The organism is Agromyces sp. C10 (assembly GCF_023217995.1).
Classification (GTDB): domain Bacteria; phylum Actinomycetota; class Actinomycetes; order Actinomycetales; family Microbacteriaceae; genus Agromyces; species Agromyces indicus.
Map to the genome: position 1 here is coordinate 65,772 of NZ_JALPSX010000012.1, position 22,026 is coordinate 87,797.

Sequence of the window (22,026 nt, forward strand, 5' to 3'; positions counted from 1 at the left end):
GGCGTGCGAGCGCCCGTGTGACGTCAGCGGGCGGCCGGCTCGAACCAGGTGCCGACACGGGCTCCGGTGAGCGCATCGGCCACGAGCGAGGTGGCCGTGACGAGCACGCCGGTGCCGGATGCCGCGGCGATCCGCGCGGCGGACACCTTCGTCTCCGCTCCCCCGGTGCCGACGCCCGCGCGCCCGATCGAGCCGATCTCCACGCCGGCGAGCTCGTCGCCGTACGCGACGTGCGGGATCGGCTCGGCGCCCTCGAGGTGCGGCGGTCGGGTGTACAGCGCGTCGACGTCGGAGAGCAGCACGAGCAGGTCGGCGCCGATGAGCTCGGCGACCATGGCCGCGAGGCGGTCGTTGTCGCCGAAGCGGATCTCGTGGGTGGCGACCGTGTCGTTCTCGTTGACGATCGGCATGATCCGGAGGCCGAGGAGGCGTTCCATCGCCCGCTGGGCGTTCAGGCGGTGGGTGTCGTTCTCGAGGTCGCCCGCGGTGAGCAGCACCTGCCCCGCGACGATCCCGAACCGGCGCAGGGACTCCTGGTAGCGGTAGATGAGGATGTTCTGCCCGACGGAGGCGGCCGCCTGCTGCGTCGCGAGGTCGTCGGGGCGGGCGTCGAGCCGGAGGTACGGCATGCCGGTCGCGATCGCGCCGGACGAGACGAGGACGACCTCCGCGCCGCGCTCGTGCGAGCTCGCGAGGGCGTCCACGAGGGGGGCGATCTGTCCGACGTTCTCGCCCGAGATCGAGGAGGACCCGACCTTCACCACGATCCGCCGGGCCTCAGCCACGCGGTCGCGCGTGAGCGGCTCGTGCGTCATCCGCGCTCCTCGTCCTCGGCGTCCTCGCCCGCGCCTCCCGTCCAGAGGCCGGCCTCGCGCTCGCGCTCCAGCTCGGCACGGGCCTCGGCCTTCGCGTCCATGCGCTCGTGGTACTCGCCCCGGCGCTCGGCGCGCGTGGCGCGCCGGTTGTCGTCGAGGCGGATGTCGCTGCCGCGCGGCGACGTGATGAGCTCGGCCGTCGAGGTGAGCGTGGGCTCCCAGTCGAACACCACGCCGGAGCCCGGACCGATGACCACGGTGGAGCCGGCGACCGCACCGGCGCGCACGAGCTCGTCCTCCACGCCGAGGCGGGCGAGCCGGTCGGCGAGGTAGCCGACGGCCTCGTCGTTCGTGAAGTCGGTCTGCGCGACCCACCGCTCGGGCTTCGCGCCGAGCACGCGGTAGATCGTGCCGTAGCTGCCGCCCTCGGGCTTCACCACGAACCCGGCGTCCTGCACGGGCTTCGGGCGGAGCACGATGCGCGGCGGCGCCGGGGCGGCCGCGGCATCCGCTCGCGCGCGGTCGACGATCTCGCCGAGCGCGAAGCCCAGCTGGCGCAGGCCCTCGTGGCTCACCGTGGAGATCTCGAAGACGCGGTAGCCGCGCGACTCGAGCTCGGGGCGGACGAACTCGGCGAGCTCGCGCGCCTCGGGCACGTCGATCTTGTTGAGGGCGACGAGCTGGGGGCGCTCGAGCAGCGGCGTCTGGCCCTCGGGCACCTCGTACGCCTCGAGCTCGCGGAGGATGACCTCGAGGTCGGTGACCGGGTCGCGCCCCGGCTCGAGCGTGGCGCAGTCGAGCACGTGCAGCAGCGCCGAGCAGCGCTCGACGTGGCGGAGGAACTCGAGCCCGAGCCCCTTGCCCTCGCTCGCGCCCTCGATGAGCCCGGGCACGTCGGCGACCGTGAACCGGTGGTCGCCGGCCTGGACCACGCCGAGGTTCGGGTGCAGCGTGGTGAACGGGTAATCGGCGATCTTGGGCCGTGCGGCGGACATCGCCGCGATCAGGCTCGACTTGCCCGCGGAGGGGAAGCCCACCAGCGCGACGTCCGCGATCGTCTTCAGCTCGAGGGTGACCTCGCCCTCGAAGCCCGGGGTGCCGAGCAGCGCGAAACCGGGCGCCTTGCGCTTCTGCGAGGCGAGCGCGGCGTTGCCCAGCCCGCCCTGGCCGCCGGGGGCGACCACGAAGCGCATGCCGGGCTCGGTGAGGTCGGCGAGCTCGGTGCCGTCGGCGTCCTTCACGACCGTGCCGACGGGGACGGGCAGCTCGAGCGGCTCGCCGGTCGCGCCGGAGCGGTTGTCGCCCATGCCGGGCTGGCCGTTCTCGGAGGACCGGTGCGGTCGCCCGTGGTAGGCGAGGAGGGTGGTCACCTGCGAGTCGGCGACGAGGACGATGTCGCCGCCGTCACCGCCGTTGCCGCCGTCGGGGCCGGCGAGCGGCTTGAACTTCTCGCGGCGCACCGACACGCAGCCGTTGCCGCCGTGTCCGGCGCGCAGGAACAGCCGGACCTGGTCGACGAAGCTCACCATGCCGCTGCCCTCCTCTCAGGAAACACGTGAGGGCGAGCCGAAGCCCGCCCTCACGAAACCGATCCCGCTTACGCGTCGACCGAAACGATGTTCACGACCTTGCGGCCGCCCTTGTTGCCGAACTCGACCGCACCCGCCTCGAGGGCGAAGAGCGTGTCGTCGCCGCCGCGGCCCACGCCCGCACCGGGGTGGAAGTGGGTGCCGCGCTGGCGGACGAGGATCTCGCCCGCCGAGACGACCTGGCCGCCGAAGCGCTTCACACCGAGGCGCTTGGCGTTCGAGTCACGACCGTTGCGAGTGGAGCTCGCACCCTTCTTGTGTGCCATTGTCCCTGTCTCCTCTGGCCGTTACTTGATGCCGGTGATCTTGACGCGCGTGAGCTCCTGACGGTGGCCCTGGCGCTTCTTGTAGCCGGTCTTGTTCTTGAACTTCTGAATGACGATCTTCGGACCGCGCAGGTCGTTCAGGACCTCGGCCGTGACCGTGACCTTGGCGAGCGACTCGGCGTCGGAGGTGATCGAGTCGCCGTCGACGAGGAGGACGGGCGTGAGCTGCACGTTGCCGTCCTTGTCGGCCTTGATCCGGTCCATCGTCACGATGGTGCCGACCTCGACCTTCTCCTGCCGACCACCGGCGCGCACTACTGCGTAAACCACTTCTCGTACCTATCTCCAGGGAGCCATGCGGCTCCGCCTAACTGATGGGATGTCACTGCGCGGATGACCCCAGCGGGAAGGAGGGTCGTCACTGCCAGAAAACTGTGCGTGCCCACCGGGATAAGCGGCGGCACCAACGGTCGAGTTTACACGGATGCCGCGGGGCCGGTCAAACGCGCGCCACCCCGCGTGTTGTGGCCGGGTCGGAGGGGCGCCGCGCTCCCCCGGCGTACACTCGGCGCCATGGCCGTGCTCATCGACCCGCCGCTGTGGCCCAAGCACGGCACCGTCTGGTCGCACCTCGTCAGCGACAGCTCGATCGACGAGCTCGTCGCCTTCGCGGAGCGCAACGGGATTCCCGCCCGCGGCTTCGACCTCGACCACTACGACGTGCCCGCCGAGCGGTACGACGAGCTCGTCGCCGCGGGCGCCGAGCCGGTGCCCGCTCGCGAGCTCGTGCGCCGGCTCCGGGCGAGCGGGCTCCGGGTCACGCCCCGCGAGCGGCGCCGCTCAGTCGGACGCTGAGCCGCCCTCGCCGTCGGGCCGGGTGATCACGGGCGGCGCGCCCGCGGGGCTCAGCGCCGCCGTGGAGACGCGACGACTCCGCGAGCGCGCGCGGCCCTCGCCGGGCTGCTTCGGAGCGGGCAGGGCGTCGAGCATGGAGTCGAGGAGCACCTCGGCCTCGGGCACGCGCGCCGGACGCTCGCGCCTGACCGGCGGCTCGGGCAGGTCGATGATCGGTGCCGGGCGCTCCGCGGCGGGCTCGGCTGCGCTCGCCGGCGTCTCGGCCTCGGCGCGCTCGTCCGGGACGGCGGGCGCCTCGGCCGCGGCCTCGCGCTCGCCGGCGCCGCCGCCCGAGCCCCGCGACGCGCGACGACGACCACGCCGGCGCCCGCCGCCCTCGGCCGGCGCCTCGGCGCTCGGCGTGGCGTCGGCGACCGCCGACGACGGCTCGGATGCGGCATCCGTCGGCGCCTTCGGCTCGGCGTGCGCGACGGTCGACGCGGCGATCTGCGCGAGCGCGTGCTTCACGTCCTCGGTGATGGCGTGCGTGCCCTGATGCGCCTTGTCGGCCGCGGGCGCCTGCGACGACCCGCCGTTGTTCCCGTTGCCGCCGCCGCGGTTCCGGCGGCGCTCGACCTGCTGCTGCGGCGCGCGGTGCTTCGCGATCGGCTCGTGGTGGACGATGATGCCGCGTCCGGCGCAGACCTCGCACGACTCGGAGAACGACTCGAGCAGGCCGAGCCCGAGCTTCTTGCGGGTCATCTGCACGAGGCCGAGGGAGGTGACCTCGGCGACCTGGTGCTTCGTGCGGTCGCGCGAGAGGCACTCGACGAGTCGACGCAGCACGAGGTCGCGGTTGGACTCGAGCACCATGTCGATGAAGTCGACGACGATGATGCCGCCGATGTCGCGGAGTCGCAGCTGGCGGACGATCTCCTCCGCCGCCTCGAGGTTGTTCTTGGTGACCGTCTCCTCGAGGTTGCCGCCGGAGCCGACGAACTTGCCCGTGTTGACGTCGATGACGGTCATCGCCTCGGTGCGGTCGATGATCAGCGAACCGCCGGACGGCAGCCACACCTTGCGCTCGAGCGCCTTCGCGATCTGCTCGGTGATGCGGAACTCGTCGAACGCGTCGCGCTCGCCCTCGTACGCCTCGACGCGCTCGAGCAGGTCCGGTGCGACCTGGCCGAGGTACTTCTCGATCGTGCGGCGCGCCTCGTCGCCGGCGATGATCATCTTCTGGAAGTCCTCGTTGAAGACGTCGCGGACGATCTTGATGAGCAGGTCGGGCTCGGAGTGCAGGAGCGCCGGCGCCTGGACCTTCTCGATCGTCTGCGAGATGTCGGCCCACTGGCTGATGAGCCGGTTGACGTCGCGCGTGAGCTGCTCCTCGGTGGCGCCCTCGGCCGCGGTGCGCACGATGACGCCCTGGTTCTCGGGGAGCACCTCCTTGAGGATCTTCTTCAGGCGCGCGCGCTCGGTGTCGGGGAGCTTGCGGCTGATGCCGTTCATGGAGCCGTTCGGCACGTACACGAGGTAGCGGCCCGGCAGCGAGATCTGGCTGGTCAGGCGAGCGCCCTTGTGGCCCACCGGGTCCTTCGTGACCTGGACGAGCACCCGGTCGCCCGGCTTCAGCGCGAGTTCGATGCGTCGGGGCTGGTTCTTCTCGCCGTTCTCGGCGGCGGCATCCCAGTCGACCTCGCCGGAGTACAGCACGGCGTTGCGGCCTCGGCCGATGTCGACGAACGCGGCCTCCATGCTCGGCAGCACGTTCTGCACGCGGCCGAGGTACACGTTGCCGATGAGCGAGGCATCCTGGTTGCGCGCGACGTAGTGCTCGACGAGCACGCCGTCCTCCATGACGCCGATCTGGATGCGGCCGCCCTTCTGGCGCACGACCATCTGGCGGTCGACCGACTCGCGGCGCGCGAGGAACTCCGCCTCGGTGATCACGGCCCGGCGGCGCCCGGCGTCACGACCGTCGCGGCGACGCTGCTTCTTCGCCTCGAGGCGCGTGGAGCCCTTGACCTTCTGCGGCTCGGTGATCAGCTCCGGCTCGCGGGGCTTGCGGACCTTGACGACCGTGTTCTCGGGCTCGTCGCCGGCGTTGCGCGACTCCTCGCCGCTGCGGCGGCGGGACCGGCGGCGGACGCTCGAACCCTCACCCTGGGCGTCGCGCTCGCGGTCGCGGTCCCGATCGCCGCGGTCGGACCGGTCGGACCGGTCGGCGGCCGGCGGCTCGAACACGGGCGGGGCGTGGAAGATCAGCGAGGTGGTCGTCAGCACCGCGGGGATCGGCGACGCCGACTCGGCCTCCGCGTCGGATCCGGCGGCCTCGGCGGCCTCGGCCGGAGTCTCCTCCGCCGCCGCCTCGTCGGCCTGCGTGGCAGCGGATGCCGCGGCGTCGGCCGGAGCGTCCGCCACCGGCTCCGCGGTCGCCTCGACCGGCTCAACGGCCGCTTCGGCCTGGCGCTCCTGCCCGTCGCCGTGCGTGAGGACCGGCGCGGCGGACTCCTCCGTCACCGGTGAGCTCGGGCCCGCGGGGGGCTCGGCGGCGGCCGGCGCGGCGGCATCCGTGGTCTCGTGCTCGCTGCGCGGCACGACCTGGGTCGCACGGCGGCCGGTGCGGCGGGCGCCGAAGAGCCCCACCTTGCGCCGGGGCGACTCGCCTGACATTGCGTTCGTCGGTGTTCCGTTGTCTTCCACCATCTCTGGTGCACTCCTACGCCGGGAGCGGTGGCCGCGCCACCTCACCCCGTACTCCTCGGAGCGGTCCCGCGCCGTGCGCCGGACCGCCAATCCTTCTCTGCTGCGCCCGGCGGGTGCCGGTGACGCCAAATCTCGCGGTTCGTCCGCGGATGCGGATGCGGTGCATCCTCAAAGCCCTCGTTGGCGTCGCACCGAGCGCGGCTCGGGCGACTGCAACGATTATCGCACGGTCTCCCAGCGCTGCGCGGAATCGGCGTGCCAGAATACCGGGCATGCCCGACTCCCCCCGCCCGGCACGGCCGGTCGCGCTCGCCGTGTTCCTCGTCGTCGCGGGGGCGCTGGGCCTGCTCGCGGCGTTCGAGCTGACGCTCGAGAAGATCCTCACGCTGTCGAATCCCGACTACGTGCCGGCGTGCAACGTGGGCGTGCTCGTCGGGTGCAGCGTGAACCTCGGGTCGGACCAGGGCGCGCTGTTCGGGTTCCCCAATCCGCTGATCGGGCTCATGGCCTGGCCGGTGGTCATCACGACCGGGGTGGCTTTGCTCGCCGGTGCCCGCTTCGCGCGCTGGTACTGGATCGGGCTGAACGTGGGCGTCACGGGTGCGCTGGCCTTCGTGATCTGGCTCATCGCGCAGAGCATCTACGTGCTCGACGTGCTCTGCCCGTGGTGCATGCTCACGTGGGCGGTCACGATCCCCGCCTTCCTGGTCGTCACGCTCCGGAACCTCCGCGAGGGGGCGATCCCCGCCTCACCCGCGGTGCGGCGTGTCGCGGACACGCTCATGGGATGGGTGGTCGTCATCACGATCGCCTGCTACGCCGTCGTCATCCTGCTCGCGCAGGCGCAGATGAACGCCATCCCGCGCGTGATCATCGACCTGCAGAACCTGTTCTGATCGGCCGCACGCGGAACGGCGGCGGCATCCGTCGCCGGATGCCGCCGCCGCGCGGTCGAGCGGACGGCTCAGTCGAACCAGAGCGCGAGCTCGCGCTCGGCCGACTCCACCGAGTCGGAGCCGTGCACGAGGTTCTGCTGCACCTTCAGGCCCCAGTCGCGGCCGAAGTCGCCGCGGATGGTGCCCGGCGCGGCGGTCGTCGGGTCGGTGGTGCCGGCGAGGACGCGGAAGCCCTCGATGACCCGGTTGCCGGCGACGCGCATCGCGACGACCGGACCGGACTCCATGAACTCGACGAGCGGCTCGTAGAAGGGCTTGCCCTCGTGCTCGGCGTAGTGCTTCGCGAGCAGTTCGCGGTCGGGCTGCACCATGCGGATGTCGACGAGCGAGTAGCCCTTCGCCTCGATGCGGCGGAGGATCTCGCCGGTGAGGTTGCGCGCGACCCCGTCGGGCTTCACGAGCACGAGGGTCTCTTCGATGGCGGTGGTCATTGGGGTTCCCTTCCTGGGGCGGCGGACGCCGCCCGATCACGGTCGATGCGCCCGCCAACGATCATGCAGTACGCCCACATGCCGCCGAACAGGGCACCCACGACGAACATCGCCGGGTTGAGCAGACCCGACGCGAAGATGACGGCCTGCAGCGCCCAGCCGAGGCCGTAGGCCCACTCGTGGCGGAGCAGGCCGAGGGTGAGCACGAGCCCGAGGATCACCACGCCGCCGCCGGCGAGCGGCGCCCACTCGGGCAGGCTCAGGATGCCGCCCTCCTCGCGCGACAGCCCCCAGATCACGAGCGCGGCGAGGAACACGACGACGACCTCGAACGCGAGCACGATGCTCGCGAGGGTGCGGCGCACCGACCGCGGGCCGCCCGGGATCGGAGCGGCGGGCTCGGCCGTGGTCACCGGTCGCTCCAGCCGCGGTCGTCGGCGATCGCGATGGCGTCGCCGACGAGGGTGATCGACCCGGTGACGAGGACGCCGCGCTTCTCGCCGCGCGCCGCCCAGTCGCGGGCGTCGTCGAGCGCATCGTCGAGGCGCTCGACCATGTCGACGCGGTCGGGGCCGACCACCGCTGCCACGGATGCCGCGAGCTCGCCGGCCGGGATGGCCCGGTCGGACTCGGACTGCGTGGCGAGGAAGCGCGCCCCGGTCGGCTCGAGCGCCCGGACGATCCCCGTGGCATCCTTGTCGCCCAGCACGCCGAGGACGACGACGAGCTCGTCGAAGTCGAAGTACTCGCCGAGCGCCTCGACGAGGGCGGCGGCGCCGTGCGGGTTGTGCGCCGCGTCGACGAGGACGGTCGGGTCGACCGACACCGGGTGCAGGCGGCCCGGCGAGGTCGCCGCGCCGAGCCCGGCCTCGAGCACGTCGTCGGCCAGTCGGACGGTTCCGCCGAGGAACGACTCGACGGCCGCGATGGCCAGGGCCGCGTTCTCGGACTGGTAGCGCCCGTAGAGCGGGAGTGCGAGGTCGCGGTACTCGCCCGCGAGGCCGCGCACCGAGACGAGCTGGCCGCCCACGGCCACGCGCGAGTCGAGCACGGCGAACGCGCCGCCCTCGACCGCGACGCTCGCCTCGCGCGCCGCGGCGACCTCGTGCAGCACCTCGAGCGCCTCGGGCGCCTGGAAGGCCGTCACGACGGCCGCGCCCGGCTTGATGATGCCGGACTTGGTGCGGGCGATCTCCGCGATCGTCCGGCCGAGGCGCTCGGCGTGGTCGATGGCGATGGGCGTGATGACGGCCACCTGGCCGTCGGCGACGTTGGTGGAGTCCCACTCGCCGCCCATGCCGACCTCGAGCACCACCACGTCGACGGGCGCGTCGGCGAAGGCGGCGAAGGCGAGCACGGTGAGCGCCTCGAAGTACGTCAGCGGCACCTCCCCGCGCCCCTCGAGCTCCGCGTCGACGAGGCCGAGCACCGGGAGGATCTCCTCCCAGATGCGGGCGACCGCCTCATCGGCGATGGGCTCGCCGTCGATGCGGATGCGCTCGGTGAACCGCACGAGGTGCGGGCTCGTCATGAGTCCCGTGCGGAGGCCCTGCGCGCGCAGGATGCTCTCGATCATCCGGCTCGTCGAGGTCTTGCCGTTGGTCCCGGTCAGGTGGATCACGGGCGCGGCGCGATGCGGATCGCCGAGCAGTTCGACGGCTCGACGCGTGGCATCGAGCCGCGGCTGCGGCTGGGCCTCGCCGACGCGCGCGAGCAGCGCGGCGTACACGGCGTCGGCGGCATCGCGCTCCTCCGGCGTGGACTCGGGCGTCACGGTACTCATCGGGCGGGCACCTCCGCGAGCTTCTCGACCCGGACCGCGAGCTTCGAGCCGTCGCCGACCGAGCGCGCCTCGTCGCCGTTCGGCGACCCCTCGGCGATCACGACCTCCGGAGCGAGCGTCTCGCGGCCGATGAGGTCGCGGTGCGCCTCGGCGGCGGCGACGCCCGCTGCGTCGAGCGTGAGCGAGAGCCGGATCCGGTCGCCGACCTCGAGGCCGGCCGCCTTGCGGGCGTCCTGCACGGCGCGGACCACGTCGCGCGCGAGGCCCTCCGCCTCGAGCTCGGGCGTCGTCACCGTGTCGAGGATGACGAAGCCGCCGTCGGCGAGGAGGCCCAGCGCCTGGCCGTCGCCCGCCGCGCCGGCCTCGAGCACCAGGTCGTACTCCCCCGACTCCAGCGGGATGCCGCCGGCGACGACCGTGTCGCCGTCGAGGGTCCAGTCGCCCGAACGGGCGGCCTGGATCGCCTGCTGCACCTGCTTGCCGAGCCGGGGACCGGCCGCGCGGGCGTTGACGGTCAGTCGCTTGGTGACGCCGTACGTTGCGGCGCTCGTCTCGTCGAGCTCGACGAGGTCGACGCGCTTGACGTTGAGCTCGTCGCGGAGGATGCCCTCGAACGGCGCGAGCGCCGCGGCATCCGTCGTCACGACCGTGAGCGCCGCGAGCGGCAGCCGCACGCGCCGGCCGGCCTGCTTGCGCAGTGCGAGCACGGCGCCCGTGACCTCGCGCACGCCGTCCATGGCGGCGACGAGCTCGGGGTCGGCGGGGAACTCATCGGCCACGGGCCAGTCGGTCAGGTGCACGCTCCGTCCGCCGGTGAGCCCGCGCCACACCTGCTCGGTCACGAGCGGCAGCAGCGGCGCGGCCAGGCGCGTCAGCGTCTCGAGCACCGTGTACAGGGTGTCGAAGGCCTCGCTGCCGGTGCCGTCCTCGGCGACGCCGCCCCAGAACCGGTCGCGCGAGCGGCGCACGTACCAGTTCGTGAGCACGTCGCCGAAGTCGCGCAGCTTCTGCGCCGCGAGCGGCGAGTCGAAGTCCTCGAGGTCGGCGGTGACGGCGCCGACGAGGTCGCGGAGCTTGGCGAGCAGGTACCGGTCGAGCACGTCGGTCGAGTCGGTGCGGCGGGATGCCTCGTATCCGCCCTCGCGCGCGGTGTTGGCGTAGAGCGAGAAGAAGTACCAGGTGCTCCACAGCGGCAGCATGAGCTGGCGGACGCCCTCGCGGATGCCCTCCTCGGTCACGATCAGGTTGCCGCCGCGCAGCACCGAGCTCGACATGAGGAACCAGCGCATCGCGTCGGAGCCGTCGCGGTCGAACACCTCGTTGACGTCCGGGTAGTTGCGCAGCGACTTCGACATCTTCTGCCCGTCGTTGCCGAGGACGATGCCGTGGCTCACGACGTTCTCGAACGCCGGCCGGTCGAACAGCGCGGTCGAGAGCACGTGGAGGGTGTAGAACCAGCCGCGCGTCTGCCCGATGTACTCGACGATGAAGTCGGCCGGATTGTGGGTGTCGAACCACTCGCGGTTCTCGAACGGGTAGTGCACCTGCGCGAACGGCATCGACCCGGAGTCGAACCAGACGTCGAGCACGTCGGGGATGCGGCGCATGGTCGACTGGCCGGTCGGGTCGTCGGGGTTCGGCCGGGTCAGCTCGTCGATGTACGGGCGGTGCAGGTCGGGCTCGCCGTGCTGGTTCACCGGCAGGCGGCCGAAGTCGCGCTCGAGCTCCTCGAGCGAGCCGTACACGTCGATGCGCGGGTGGGCGGGGTCGTCGCTCTTCCAGACCGGGATCGGCGAGCCCCAGTAGCGGTTGCGGCTGATCGACCAGTCGCGCGCACCCGAGAGCCACTTGCCGAACTGGCCGTCCTTGACGTTCGCCGGGACCCAGTTCACCTCCTGGTTGAGCTCCTCCATGCGGTCGCGGAACTCCGGCACGCGCACGAACCAGCTCGACACCGCCCGGTAGATGAGCGGGTTGCGGCACCGCCAGCAGTGCGGGTACGAGTGCTCGTAGCTGGCCTGGCGGAGCAGGCGCCCCTCGGCCTTCAGCAGCTGCGTGAGCGGCTTGTTCGCGTCGCTCCAGAGGAGCCCCGCGACATCCGTCACCTCGGGGAGGAACTTGCCGCCGTCGTCGAGCGAGAGCACGACCGGGATGCCCGCGGCCTCGCACGCCTTCTGGTCCTCCTCGCCGTAGGCGGGGGCCTGGTGCACGATGCCCGTGCCGTCCTCGGTCGTGACGTAGTCGGCGACGAGGATGGTCCACGCGTTCTCGAGGCCCCAGCGCTCGACGTCGGCGTAGTAGTCGAAGAGGCGGTCGTACGTGATGCCCTCGAGCTCCGCCCCGCGGACCGTCCGCGAGACCGCGGCGCGGGCGTCGTCGGCCGACTCGTAGCCGAGTTCCTTCGCGTAGTTGCCGACGAGGTCGATCGCGATGAGGTACTCGGCGCCGAGCACCTCGGTGTCGGATGCCGCGCCGCCGGCGCGCTCGCGGAGGACGGTGGCATCCGGGGTGCCGTTCGGCCCCGCGGGCACGACCGCGTACTCGATGTCGGGTCCGACGGCGAGTGCGAAGTTCGTCGGGAGCGTCCAGGGCGTGGTGGTCCAGGCGAGGGCGCGCACCGCGGTGAGGCCGAGCGACTCCGCCTTCGCGCCCGTCAGGGGGAAGGTGACCGTGACGGTCTGGTCCTGGACGTTCTTGTAGACGTCGTCGTCCATGCGCAGCTCGTGGTTCGACAGCGGCGTCTGGTCGCGCCAGCAGTACGGCAGCACGCGGTGGCCCTCGTACGCGAGGCCCTTCTCGTGGAGCTGCTTGAAGGCCCAGATCACCGACTCCATGAAGGTGACGTCGAGCGTCTTGTAGTCGTGCTCGAAGTCGACCCAGCGCGCCTGGCGGGTGACGTACTCCTCCCACTCCTTCGTGTAGCGGAGGACGGCCTCCCGCGCGGCCTGGTTGAACGCGGCGATGCCCATGCGCTCGATCTCGGCCTTGTCGGTGATGCCGAGCTGCCGCTCCGCCTCGAGTTCGGCGGGGAGGCCGTGGGTGTCCCAGCCGAAGCGGCGGTGCACCTGCTTGCCGCGCATGGTCTGGAAGCGCGGGAAGAGGTCCTTGGCGTAGCCGGTGAGCAGGTGTCCGTAGTGCGGCAGGCCGTTGGCGAAGGGCGGGCCGTCGTAGAAGACCCATTCCTCGGCGCCGTCGCGCTGGTCGATGGACGCCTGGAACGTGCCGTCGGCCTTCCAGTGCGCGAGGACGTCGCGTTCGATGGCGGGGAAGTCGGGCGACGGGGCCACGGGCTGGTCGTCGTTGCGGGGGTACACGCGCGCTCCTTGCGGGACGGATCACCTACCGCGAGGACGCCGGCGCCCGTTCGGACGCCTGCGCGGTACCACCCCGCTTGCCCGGCGGCGGAGCGCCGGACCTCTCGTGCTGCGGCTGTGACGGGCCTGCCCCGTTCGGTTCTACTTGGCCCGCGGTCGTGCTGCGGGCGGTTCTTCCGAAGACTCCCCGGTGATGGCCGGATCGATGTCGGTCCCTCCAGACTACCGGGTCGTCGGGGGACGGCGCACGCCGGTGGGCGGTCCGCCCGGGGCCCAGCGATACGCCTCGCTGATCAGCGCGAGCAGGGCGGGCTCGCCGATGTCGCGCGCCTTGGCCTCGTCGACGAGGTCGTGGATGGCGCCCGCGAGCGCGCCGTGCCCGCCGAGGCGGACGAGGACGACGGCGCCCCGCCCGCGGTGGAGTTCGATGAGCCCCTCGTCGCGGAGTCGGCGGTAGGCGTGCAGGACGGTGTGCATGTTGACGCCGACGGATGCCGCGAGGTCGCGGGCCGCCGGCAGTCGCTCGCCGCCGGCGAGCCGGCCGTCGATGATCGAGGCGCGGATGCCGCGCGTGAGCTGCTCGTGCAGCGGCAGCGGGTCTGCCGGGTCGACGCGGATCAGCACGCACGAAGCATATTGTTCTATGTCTATGCGCACAACTCGCTTGTGAGCGGTCGTCGGCGGTGTCAGGATGATCTCGGCCCCGACGACGTGCGGCCCACCTTCTCCCCCTGTCGCAAGGACTTCGATGCGTGCTGCACCCGTGACCCGACGGCCCCTCGGCCGTTCCGCCCTGATCGCCGCCGGCCTGGTGTCGGCACTCGCGCTCGCCGGCTGCCAGGCCGACGAGCCTCAGGCCTCCGACGAACCCGTGGAGGGCGGCACGCTCGTCTACGCGAGCGGCGACGCGGAGCCGACGTGCCTGGACCCGCACGTCGGCGGCAACTACCCGCAGGCGCTCATCGCAGGGCAGTTCCTCGAGTCGCTCGTCTCGCGCGACGACTCCGGCGAGATCGTCCCGTGGCTCGCCGAGTCGTGGGAGGCGTCGGAGGACGGCCTCGCGTGGGAGTTCACGCTGCGCGACGGGGTGACGTTCACCGACGGCACGCCGCTGGACGCCGAGGCCGTGAAGGTCAACGTCGAGCACCTGCGGGATCCGGCGACGCAGTCGTCCACCGGCTACCTCGCGATGGGCAAGGTCGAGCGCGTCGAGGTCGTCGACGACCTCACGGCGCGCTTCGTCCTCACCACGCCCGACAGTGCACTGCTCGAGTCGCTGAGCCAGCCCTGGACCGCCATCCAGTCCCCCGCCGGCATCGCCCGCGGCATGGAGGAGAACTGCGAGGCGCCGATCGGCACCGGGCCGTTCGTCGTCGACGACTGGGTGAAGCAGGACCGCGTGATGCTGGTCCGCAACGACGAGTACTCCTCGCCGCCCGCCGACGCCGGGCACGAGGGTCCCGCCTACCTCGAGGCGATCGAGTGGCGCTTCGTGCCGGATGCCGCGTCCCGGTACGCCGCGCTGCAGGGCGGCCAGGTCGACGTGATCGACAACCCGCAGCCCGACACCATCGCCGCCGCCGAGGAGTCCGGGAACCTCGCGTGGCTCGACGCGCCGCGTCCGGGCGCCTCGAACCGCATCGAGCTCAACTCGGGGCAGGCGCCGTTCGACGACGAGCGCGTGCGCGAGGCCTTCATCCGCGCCGTCCAGGTCGACGAGGGCATCGACGCGCTGTTCTTCGGCACCGCCGAGCGGTCGTACTCGGCTCTCTCCTCGGTCGAGGCGCTCGCGTACTCCGACGCGTCGCGGTTCGAGCCCGACCTCGACCGCGCGAACGAGCTGCTCGACGAGGCCGGGTGGACCGAGCGCGACGCCGACGGCACGCGCCTGAAGGACGGGCAGCGCCTGACGCTGCGCTTCCCGGTGAGCACCAACCAGTCGATCCCCGCCGAGCAGTCGCTGTTCGAGCAGGTGCAGGCCACCGCGAAGGAGGCCGGCTTCGACGTCGTCATCGACCTGCTCGACCTGTCCAGCTGGTACGGGCGCCTGTTCGCGAACGAGTACGAGATCGTGAGTGCGCCGTACACCAAGGTCGGCCCCGACGTGCTGCGGATCCTGTACCACTCCGACAGCATCACGCCCGCGCCGAGCGGCTACTTCGCGAACCTCGCCCAGCTGAACGACCCCGAGGTCGACGCGCTGCTGACGGAGGCCGCCGCCGAGAGCGACGCCGACGCCCGCGCCGACCTGTACGAGCAGGCGCAGCAGCGCATCCTCGGCGGGTACTACCTGCTCCCGCTGTACGACCAGCAGAACAGCTTCCTGCTCGACCCGTCGGTGCGCGGCGCGCGCGCCATGCCGACGGTGTCCACGCCGAGCTTCCATGACGCCTGGCTCGCCGACTGAGCCGGTCCGGCGCCGTCGCAGCACCGCCCGTCACGCGGCGGTGCTCGTCGGCGGCGCCGTCTTCGTCATGTGGGCCGTCGCCACGCTCACCTTCTTCGCCATCCGGCTGATCCCCGGGGATCCCGCCCAGGCGATCCTCGGCGGCCCCGGATCGCAGGCGTCCCAGGAGGCACTCGACCTCGTGCGCGAGGAGTACGGCCTCGACCAGCCGCTGATCGTGCAGTACCTCGCGATGCTCGGCCGGCTGCTCACCGGAGACCTCGGCTCGTCCTACGCCCTCCGCGTCCCCGTGGCCGACCTCCTCGCCGCGCAGGTCGGCGGCACGCTCCTGCTCGCGGTGCTCTCGCTCGCACTCGCCTGGGTGCTCGCGCTCGGTCTCTCGTTGTGGTCGACGGGGCGGGGTCGCATCGCGGCGGCCGTCGGCGAGGCCGTCGAGCTCACCGCCGCAGCGCTCCCCCACTTCTGGCTGGCCGGGGTCCTCATCGCCGTCTTCAGCTCGGGACTCGGCTGGCTCCCGCCGGTCGCGACGGGCACGCCCGCCGGCCTCGTGCTGCCGGTCGTGACCCTCGCCGTCCCGCTCGCGGGCTTCCTCGCCCAGGTGATGCGCGAGAGCCTGCTCGACGCGCTCGAGCAGCCGTTCGTCGTCTCGGCACGGGCCCGCGGTGAGAGCACCGCCGGGGTCCGGCTCCGCCACACCATCCGCCATGCCGCACTGCCGGGCATCAGCCTGTCGGGGTGGGCGCTCGGTTGGCTGCTCTCGGGCGCCGTCGTCGTCGAGACGATCTTCGCGATGCCCGGGCTCGGCCGCACGCTCCTGCAGGCGGTCACGCTCCGCGACATCCCGGTCGTCGTCGGCGTGGTGCTGTTCGTCGCGCTCGTCTACGTGGTCATGACCGTGGTCACCGACCTCGTCGCCCGCGTCGCCGACCCGCGCCTCCGGCAGGAGGGAGCCCGGTGAGCGAGCTCGAACTGCGGCAGACGACCGTCGTGTCGGCGGCCGAGCACGAGGCGGCGCGCCCCGCACGGCGAATGCCGCGCATCGGGACGCTGCTCGCGTTCGCCTTCGTGGCCTTCCTCGCCGTCGCCGCGTTCGCGCCCGGGTTGGTGCAGACGCATCCGCCGAACGCGATCTCCGCCGCCGAGGCGTTCCAGGCGCCGTCGTTCGCGCACTGGTTCGGCACCGATGAATCGGGCCGCGACGTCTACAGCCGCGTCGTCGCCGGGACCGGGACCTCCCTCCTCATCGGCGTCACGGCGACGTTCATCGGGCTCCTGCTGGGCGCCGTGCTCGGCGCGCTCGCGAGCTTCGGCGGCCGCGCGGTCGACTTCGGCGTCAGCCGGCTCGTCGAGGTGCTGTTCGCGTTCCCCGGGCTGCTCCTCGCGCTGCTCGTCATCGTCATCGCGGGACCGGGGCCCGTGACGGCCACGATCGCCGTGGGGCTCTCGACCGCGCCCGGGTACGCGCGCATCATCCGCGGGCAGCTCGTCGCGATCCGCAGCGCGCCCTTCGTCGAGTCGGCGCGGGTCCTCGGACACGCGCCCGGACGCATCCTCGCGCGGCACATCCTGCCGAACGCACTCGTGCCGCTCCTCGTGCTCGCCACGCTGGGCATCGGCCAGGCGATCGTGTGGGCGTCGGCGCTGAGCTACCTCGGCCTCGGAGCGCAGCCGCCGGCCGCCGAGTGGGGCGCGATGCTCGCGGCGGGCCGCACCTACCTCGGCACCGCGTGGTGGATGACGGTGTTCCCCGGACTCATGATCGTCGGCACGACCGTGGCGACGACGGTCCTCGGCCGGGCGCTCACCCGACGCGACCAGGAGGTGCGATGACCGCCCGAGCGGCTGCCGCCGCCGCGGCCCCCCTCCTCGACGTCGAGGGGCTGCGCGTCGCGTTCGACGGCCGCGAGGTCGTGCACGGCCTGTCGCTGCGGATCAGGCCCGGCGAGTGCGTCGCGATCGTCGGCGAGTCCGGCTCCGGCAAGAGCGTCACGGCGCGATCGCTCCTGGGTCTCGCCGGTCCGGGCTCGACCACCACGGCCGCACGGCTCGAGGTCCTCGGCCGCGACCTCGCCCGAGCCGGTGAGCGCGAGTGGCGCGGCGTCCGCGGCCGTAGCATCGGCCTGATCCTGCAGGACGCGCTCGTGTCGCTCGACCCGCTCCGGCCGATCGGTCGCGAGATCGACGACGCGCTGCGCATCCACGAACGGATGCCGCCCGCCGACCGGCGGACGCGGGTGGTCGACCTGCTCGACCGGGTGGGTATGCCCGACCCCGCCGCGGCCGCCGGCCGCCGCTCGGGGGAACTGTCCGGCGGGCTGCGGCAGCGCGCGCTCATCGCCGCCGCGCTCGCCCTCGACCCCCCGCTCCTCATCGCCGACGAACCGACGACGGCGCTCGACGTCACCGTGCAGGCGCGCATCCTCGCGCTGCTCGGCGAGATCCGCTCGCGCGGCACGGGGATCCTCCTGATCAGCCACGACCTCGCCGTCGTCGGCGGCCTCGCCGACCGCATCCTCGTCATGCGGGGCGGCCGCCTCGTCGAGGAGGGTGTCGCCGAGCAGGTGCTCCGCACGCCCCGCCACGCGTACACGCGGGCGCTCATCGCCGCCGTGCCCACCGACCGCGCCCGAGGCGAGCGCCTGAGCGTGTCGTCCGCCCCGGTCACCGGCGATGGCGGCTCCGACGACGGGGTCCGGACCGGCGATCGCCCCGCGCCGCCCGCGCGGACCGCGGTCGGAGAGCGACCCGTGCTCCGCCTCGACGGCGTGACGAAGACCTTCCCCGTGCCCGGCGGGCGCCTCGCCGCGGTCGACGACGTGTCCCTCGACGTGCGCCGAGGAGAGACCCTCGGGCTCGTCGGCGAGTCCGGATCGGGCAAGACGACCGTGGCGCGCCTGGCCCTCGCCCTCGCCGCGCCGGATGCGGGCGAGGTGCTCCTCGACGGCCGTCCCTGGTCGAGCCTCCCCGAGCGCGAGCGCCGGCCGATGCGCCGCCGCATCGGCGCCGTCTACCAGGACGCGCTGAGCTCGTTCGACCCGCGTTGGAGCGTCCGCGGCATCCTCGACGACGCCCTCGGCACCGTCCTGCCCCGAGCCGGACGCCGCGAGCGGGACCGGCGGGTCGCGGAGCTGCTCGACCAGGTCGGCCTCGCGGCATCCGTCGGCGCACGCCGACCGCTCACCCTCTCGGGCGGCCAGCGGCAGCGCGTCGCGATCGCCCGCGCCCTCGCCGCCGCACCGGACGTGCTGATCTGCGACGAGCCGGTCTCGGCGCTGGACGTCACGATCCAGGCGCAGATCCTCGACCTGCTCGACGATCTGCAGCGCCGGGACGGACTCGCGCTCCTGTTCATCTCGCACGACCTCGGAGTGGTCCGCCACATGAGCGACCGGGTCGCCGTCATGCGTTCGGGGCGCATCGTCGAGACCGGGAGCTCGGACGACGTCTTCGGCTCCCCGCAGCATCCGTACACGGCGCAGCTCGTCGCGGACGCCCCGCGCCTGGCCGCCTGAGGAACCCCCGGCTTCGAGCGCGCAGCACCCCTCCGGTAAGCTGGAGCGTCGCACATTCAGGCACCCCCACGGACTCGGTGCCGCACATACCGAACCGGAGCATCATGACCGACACCGCGCGCATCCCCGACAAGCCCGCTCTCGAGGGCCTCGAAGCCAAGTGGGGCGGTGTCTGGGAGTCCGACGGCACGTACCGGTTCGACCGCTCCGGCGCCACGCGCGAGGCGATGTACTCGATCGACACCCCTCCGCCCACTGCATCGGGCTCGCTGCACATCGGCCACGTCTTCTCGTACACCCACACCGACGTCATGGCCCGCTTCCAGCGCATGCGGGGCAAGTGCGTCTTCTACCCGATGGGCTGGGACGACAACGGCCTGCCGACCGAGCGCCGCGTCCAGAACTACTACGGCGTCCGCTGCGACCCGTCGCTCCCCTACGACCCGGACTTCACCCCGCCGTTCGAGGGCACCGAGGGCAAGACGATCAAGCCCGCCGACCAGGTGCCGATCAGCCGCCGCAACTTCATCGAGCTGTGCGAGCGGCTCACGGCGGAGGACGAGCAGCAGTTCGAGGCGCTGTGGCGCACGCTGGGGCTCTCCGTCGACTGGACGCAGACCTACCGCACCATCGCCGACGAGGCGCTGTTCACCTCGCAGCTGGCCTTCATCCGCAACGTCGAGCGCGGCGAGGCGTACCAGGCGCTCGCCCCCACGCTGTGGGACGTCACGTTCCGCACGGCCGTCGCGCAGGCCGAGCTGGAGGACCGGGAGCAGCCCGGTCACTACCACCGCGTCGCCTTCCACAAGCCCGGTGGCGGTCACGTCGAGATCGAGACGAGCCGCCCCGAGCTGATCCCCGCGTGCGTGGCGCTCGTCGCCCACCCCGACGACGAGCGATACCAGCCGCTCTTCGGCACGACCGTCACCACGCCCGTGTTCGGCGTCGAGGTGCCCGTCGTGGCGCACCACCTCGCCCAGAAGGACAAGGGCACGGGCATCGCCATGATCTGCACCTTCGGCGACGTCACCGACGTCGTCTGGTGGCGCGAGCTCGGCCTGCCCAACCGCGCCATCATCGGCTTCGACGGCCGCGTGATCGCCGACGCGCCCGACGCGATCACCTCCGACGCGGGCCGCGAGGCGTACGCGAAGCTCGCCGGCAAGACGACCTTCTCGGCCAAGCAGGCCGTCGTCGAGCTGCTGCGCGAATCGGGTGACCTGCTCGCCGACCCCAAGGCGATCACGCACCCGGTCAAGTTCTACGAGAAGGGCGACCGCCCGCTCGAGATCGTGTCGACGCGACAGTGGTACATCGTCAACGGCGCGCGCGACGAACCGCTCCGCCAGCGCCTCGTCGACCGCGGCCGCGAGATCGACTGGCACCCCGACTTCATGCGCGTCCGCTACGAGAATTGGGTCGGCGGCCTCGCCGGCGACTGGCTCATCTCGCGCCAGCGCTTCTTCGGCGTGCCGATCCCGGTCTGGTACCCGCTCGACGGCAACGGCGATCCCGTCTACGACGAGCCGATCGTGGCGACCCGCGAGATGCTGCCCGTCGACCCGTCGTCGACCCCGGCCCCCGGCTTCGAGGAGTCGCAGCGCGGCGCGCCCGGCGGCTTCGTCGGCGAGCACGACATCATGGACACCTGGGCCACCTCGTCCCTGACGCCGCAGCTCGCGGGCGGCTGGGAGCGCGACCCGGAGCTGTTCGACCTGGTCTTCCCCTACTCGCTGCGTCCGCAGGGGCAGGACATCATCCGCACGTGGCTGTTCTCGACGGCGCTGCGCGCCGAGCTCGAGCACGGCGTCGCCCCGTGGGCGAACGCCGCGATCTCCGGGTTCATCGTCGACCCCGACCGCAAGAAGATGTCGAAGTCGAAGGGCAACGTGGTCACCCCTGCGGGACTGCTCGAGCAGCACGGTTCCGACGCGGTCCGCTACTGGGCGGCATCCTCGCGCCTGGGCACCGACGCGGCGTTCGACCCGCAGAACCCCACGCAGGTGAAGATCGGCCGACGCCTCGCGATCAAGGTGCTGAACGCCGCCAAGTTCATCCTCGGCTTCGAGGGCGCAGCGGATGCCGCGGTGACGGTGCCCGTCGACCGCAGCATGCTCGCGGGCCTCGCGACCGTGGTCGAGCAGGCGACCCGAGCGCTCGAGTCCTACGACCACGCCCGCGCCCTCGAGGTGACCGAGACGTTCTTCTGGACGTTCTGCGACGACTACCTCGAGCTGGTCAAGGAGCGGGCCTACGGCGAGCCGAGCCCGGAGCAGGCCTCCGCGGTCGCGGCCCTCAAGACCGCGCTGCGCGTGCTCCTGCGCCTGTTCGCCCCCGTCATCCCCTTCGCCGCCGAGGAGGCGTGGAGCTGGTCGAACGAGGGGTCCGTCCACGTCGCCGCCTGGCCGACCGTCGACGAGCTCGCGGCCCGCGGTGAGGCCGGCGTCGAGCTGCTCGAACTCGCGAGCCTCGCGCTCACGGGCATCCGGCGCGCGAAGACGGACGCCAAGGCGTCGCAGAAGAACCCCGTCGCCCGGGCCGTGATCGCGGCACCGGAGCCGGCGGCGACCCTGCTCGCGTCCGCCGAGGGCGACCTGCGCGCCGTCGGCCGGATCGCCGAGCTCCGCTTCGACACGGCGGAAGCGCTCGAGGTGCGCGAGGTCGTGCTCGAGATCCCGGCAGAGGAGGCCAGCGCATGAGCGTGACGATCCGCGACGTCCGAGACGGCGACTTCTTCGGGTGGCTGCCGTTGTTCGACGCGTACTGCCGGGCCCGCGGTGCGGCGCTCGACGACACCAAGGCGCTCATCGTGTGGAGCTGGATCCAGGACCCGCGGAGCGCCCTCCGCGGCATCGTGGCGGTCGACGACGAGGGCGCGCCGGTGGGACTCGTGCACTACCACCCGGAACCGCGCACGATCGACGCGAGCGTCGGTCTCGTCGTCGACGACCTCTACGTCGATGACGCGCACCGCGGCAACGGCGTGGCCCGGCAGCTGCTCGCGCGGGTGCGCGAGCGAGCCGGCGAGCTCCACGCCACGCGCGTGAGCTGGACGGCCGACCCGGCCGACCAGGACGGGATCCGCGTGTCCGACGAGGTGGCCCGGCGCAATCCGGCCATCGCGTTCGAGATGGACCTCTGATGCGCCTCGGCACGCGGTGGGAGTTCGGCGCGGAGCCGCCGGCCTCCGTGCCCGAGGAACTGCGGCCGCTCATCGCCACGGCGGAGTCGCGCGTCGCCTCGGGCGAGGGCCGTCATTGGACCCTCACCTGGCTCGAGGGGCGTCCGATCGCCGAACTCGACGACGGCACGATCGTGACGACCGGCGCCCTGCACGACGGCGGCGACGAGGACGACTGGTGATCCCGGCCTGAACCACCGTGCAGACGAACGGCCCGCCCCCGAGGGGG

19 protein-coding genes are annotated in these 22,026 nt (G+C 72.5%); 9 read left to right on the forward strand and 10 right to left on the reverse strand.

Annotated elements, in window-relative coordinates; translation table 11 throughout:
* Window positions 1-23: 23 nt before the first annotated feature.
* The 4 genes from proB to rplU all read right to left on the reverse strand — a co-directional run bounded on the left by proB (window position 24) and on the right by rplU (window position 3,000).
* A complete protein-coding gene (proB, locus tag M1L56_RS14035; protein WP_248599698.1) occupies window positions 24-815 on the reverse strand; it encodes a glutamate 5-kinase in 792 nt (263 codons plus the stop codon).
* Window positions 812-2,344, reverse strand: a complete 1,533-nt coding sequence (obgE, locus tag M1L56_RS14040) for a GTPase ObgE (RefSeq protein ID WP_248599699.1) — start codon at window positions 2,342-2,344, stop codon at window positions 812-814. The genes proB and obgE overlap by 4 nt, the downstream gene beginning before the upstream one ends.
* Window positions 2,345-2,412: 68 nt before the next feature.
* Window positions 2,413-2,670: a 50S ribosomal protein L27 gene (rpmA, locus tag M1L56_RS14045; protein WP_067948501.1), complete on the reverse strand. Its 258-nt coding sequence runs from the start codon at window positions 2,668-2,670 to the stop codon at window positions 2,413-2,415.
* A 21-nt stretch (window positions 2,671-2,691) separates the two neighbouring features.
* Window positions 2,692-3,000, reverse strand: coding sequence for a 50S ribosomal protein L21 (rplU, locus tag M1L56_RS14050; protein ID WP_067948503.1), 309 nt, complete (start codon window positions 2,998-3,000; stop codon window positions 2,692-2,694).
* Window positions 3,001-3,243: 243 nt separating this feature from the next.
* On the opposite strand from rplU, the gene M1L56_RS14055 reads away from it, so the two are divergent.
* Window positions 3,244-3,525, forward strand: a complete 282-nt coding sequence (locus tag M1L56_RS14055) for a DUF4031 domain-containing protein (RefSeq protein WP_067948505.1) — start codon at window positions 3,244-3,246, stop codon at window positions 3,523-3,525.
* Here M1L56_RS14055 and M1L56_RS14060 read toward each other — a convergent pair.
* Complete coding sequence (locus M1L56_RS14060; protein ID WP_248599700.1) at window positions 3,511-6,180, reverse strand: Rne/Rng family ribonuclease; 2,670 nt, start codon at window positions 6,178-6,180, stop codon at window positions 3,511-3,513. The two genes, M1L56_RS14055 and M1L56_RS14060, sit on opposite strands and share 15 nt — an antisense overlap.
* A 305-nt stretch (window positions 6,181-6,485) precedes the next feature.
* Here M1L56_RS14060 and M1L56_RS14065 point away from each other — a divergent pair, with 305 nt between their 5' ends.
* On the forward strand, window positions 6,486-7,109 hold the full coding sequence (locus M1L56_RS14065; protein WP_248599701.1) for a vitamin K epoxide reductase family protein: 624 nt from the start codon (window positions 6,486-6,488) through the stop codon (window positions 7,107-7,109).
* Window positions 7,110-7,177: 68 nt separating this feature from the next.
* Here the strand turns inward: M1L56_RS14065 and ndk are convergent, their stop codons facing one another.
* The 5 genes from ndk to M1L56_RS14090 all read right to left on the reverse strand — a co-directional run bounded on the left by ndk (window position 7,178) and on the right by M1L56_RS14090 (window position 13,321).
* Window positions 7,178-7,600 carry a nucleoside-diphosphate kinase gene (ndk, locus tag M1L56_RS14070; RefSeq protein WP_067947397.1) on the reverse strand — a complete coding sequence of 141 codons (423 nt, stop codon included), beginning with the start codon at window positions 7,598-7,600 and terminating at the stop codon, window positions 7,178-7,180.
* The gene (locus M1L56_RS14075; protein WP_248599702.1) at window positions 7,597-8,013 is read right to left on the reverse strand and encodes a DUF4233 domain-containing protein; all 417 of its coding nucleotides are present in this window, start codon (window positions 8,011-8,013) and stop codon (window positions 7,597-7,599) included. The genes ndk and M1L56_RS14075 overlap by 4 nt, the downstream gene beginning before the upstream one ends.
* Window positions 8,010-9,383 carry a folylpolyglutamate synthase/dihydrofolate synthase family protein gene (locus M1L56_RS14080; protein ID WP_248599703.1) on the reverse strand — a complete coding sequence of 458 codons (1,374 nt, stop codon included), beginning with the start codon at window positions 9,381-9,383 and terminating at the stop codon, window positions 8,010-8,012. The genes M1L56_RS14075 and M1L56_RS14080 overlap by 4 nt, the downstream gene beginning before the upstream one ends.
* Window positions 9,380-12,697 (reverse strand): isoleucine--tRNA ligase, encoded by a 3,318-nt coding sequence (gene ileS / locus M1L56_RS14085; protein WP_248599704.1) that lies wholly within the window; start codon window positions 12,695-12,697, stop codon window positions 9,380-9,382. The genes M1L56_RS14080 and ileS overlap by 4 nt, the downstream gene beginning before the upstream one ends.
* Window positions 12,698-12,919: 222 nt before the next feature.
* Window positions 12,920-13,321, reverse strand: a complete 402-nt coding sequence (locus M1L56_RS14090; RefSeq protein WP_248599705.1) for a GntR family transcriptional regulator — start codon at window positions 13,319-13,321, stop codon at window positions 12,920-12,922.
* 124 nt (window positions 13,322-13,445) lie between these two features.
* On the opposite strand from M1L56_RS14090, the gene M1L56_RS14095 reads away from it, so the two are divergent.
* The 7 genes from M1L56_RS14095 (at window position 13,446) to M1L56_RS14125 (ending at window position 21,979) form a co-directional block, all read left to right on the forward strand.
* Window positions 13,446-15,104 (forward strand): ABC transporter substrate-binding protein, encoded by a 1,659-nt coding sequence (locus tag M1L56_RS14095; RefSeq protein WP_248599706.1) that lies wholly within the window; start codon window positions 13,446-13,448, stop codon window positions 15,102-15,104.
* Complete coding sequence (locus M1L56_RS14100; RefSeq protein ID WP_248599707.1) at window positions 15,082-16,062, forward strand: ABC transporter permease; 981 nt, start codon at window positions 15,082-15,084, stop codon at window positions 16,060-16,062. Before M1L56_RS14095 ends, M1L56_RS14100 begins: the two co-directional genes overlap by 23 nt.
* The gene (locus M1L56_RS14105) at window positions 16,059-16,934 is read left to right on the forward strand and encodes an ABC transporter permease (protein WP_374256865.1); all 876 of its coding nucleotides are present in this window, start codon (window positions 16,059-16,061) and stop codon (window positions 16,932-16,934) included. Before M1L56_RS14100 ends, M1L56_RS14105 begins: the two co-directional genes overlap by 4 nt.
* Window positions 16,931-18,616, forward strand: a complete 1,686-nt coding sequence (locus M1L56_RS14110; protein WP_248599708.1) for an ABC transporter ATP-binding protein — start codon at window positions 16,931-16,933, stop codon at window positions 18,614-18,616. The genes M1L56_RS14105 and M1L56_RS14110 overlap by 4 nt, the downstream gene beginning before the upstream one ends.
* 104 nt (window positions 18,617-18,720) lie before the next feature.
* On the forward strand, window positions 18,721-21,315 hold the full coding sequence (gene valS, locus M1L56_RS14115; protein WP_248599709.1) for a valine--tRNA ligase: 2,595 nt from the start codon (window positions 18,721-18,723) through the stop codon (window positions 21,313-21,315).
* Complete coding sequence (locus M1L56_RS14120) at window positions 21,312-21,758, forward strand: GNAT family N-acetyltransferase (RefSeq protein WP_067947378.1); 447 nt, start codon at window positions 21,312-21,314, stop codon at window positions 21,756-21,758. The genes valS and M1L56_RS14120 overlap by 4 nt, the downstream gene beginning before the upstream one ends.
* The gene (locus M1L56_RS14125) at window positions 21,758-21,979 is read left to right on the forward strand and encodes a hypothetical protein (RefSeq protein WP_248599710.1); all 222 of its coding nucleotides are present in this window, start codon (window positions 21,758-21,760) and stop codon (window positions 21,977-21,979) included. The genes M1L56_RS14120 and M1L56_RS14125 overlap by 1 nt, the downstream gene beginning before the upstream one ends.
* Window positions 21,980-22,026: the final 47 nt, after the last annotated feature.

Excerpts from the sequence above, each read along its gene's own strand:
- M1L56_RS14055 (WP_067948505.1), top strand. The coding sequence starts at position 3,244 with ATGGCCGTGCTCATCGACCCGCCGCTGTGGCCCAAGCACGGCACCGTC.
- proB (WP_248599698.1), bottom strand. The coding sequence starts at position 815 with ATGACGCACGAGCCGCTCACGCGCGACCGCGTGGCTGAGGCCCGGCGG.
- M1L56_RS14080 (WP_248599703.1), bottom strand. The coding sequence starts at position 9,383 with ATGAGTACCGTGACGCCCGAGTCCACGCCGGAGGAGCGCGATGCCGCC.
- M1L56_RS14095 (WP_248599706.1), top strand. The coding sequence starts at position 13,446 with ATGCGTGCTGCACCCGTGACCCGACGGCCCCTCGGCCGTTCCGCCCTG.
- obgE (WP_248599699.1), bottom strand. The coding sequence starts at position 2,344 with ATGGTGAGCTTCGTCGACCAGGTCCGGCTGTTCCTGCGCGCCGGACAC.
- ndk (WP_067947397.1), bottom strand. The coding sequence starts at position 7,600 with ATGACCACCGCCATCGAAGAGACCCTCGTGCTCGTGAAGCCCGACGGG.
- M1L56_RS14120 (WP_067947378.1), top strand. The coding sequence starts at position 21,312 with ATGAGCGTGACGATCCGCGACGTCCGAGACGGCGACTTCTTCGGGTGG.
- rpmA (WP_067948501.1), bottom strand. The coding sequence starts at position 2,670 with ATGGCACACAAGAAGGGTGCGAGCTCCACTCGCAACGGTCGTGACTCG.
- M1L56_RS14100 (WP_248599707.1), top strand. The coding sequence starts at position 15,082 with ATGACGCCTGGCTCGCCGACTGAGCCGGTCCGGCGCCGTCGCAGCACC.
- M1L56_RS14125 (WP_248599710.1), top strand. The coding sequence starts at position 21,758 with ATGCGCCTCGGCACGCGGTGGGAGTTCGGCGCGGAGCCGCCGGCCTCC.
- valS (WP_248599709.1), top strand. The coding sequence starts at position 18,721 with ATGACCGACACCGCGCGCATCCCCGACAAGCCCGCTCTCGAGGGCCTC.
- M1L56_RS14060 (WP_248599700.1), bottom strand. The coding sequence starts at position 6,180 with ATGTCAGGCGAGTCGCCCCGGCGCAAGGTGGGGCTCTTCGGCGCCCGC.
- M1L56_RS14065 (WP_248599701.1), top strand. The coding sequence starts at position 6,486 with ATGCCCGACTCCCCCCGCCCGGCACGGCCGGTCGCGCTCGCCGTGTTC.
- M1L56_RS14110 (WP_248599708.1), top strand. The coding sequence starts at position 16,931 with ATGACCGCCCGAGCGGCTGCCGCCGCCGCGGCCCCCCTCCTCGACGTC.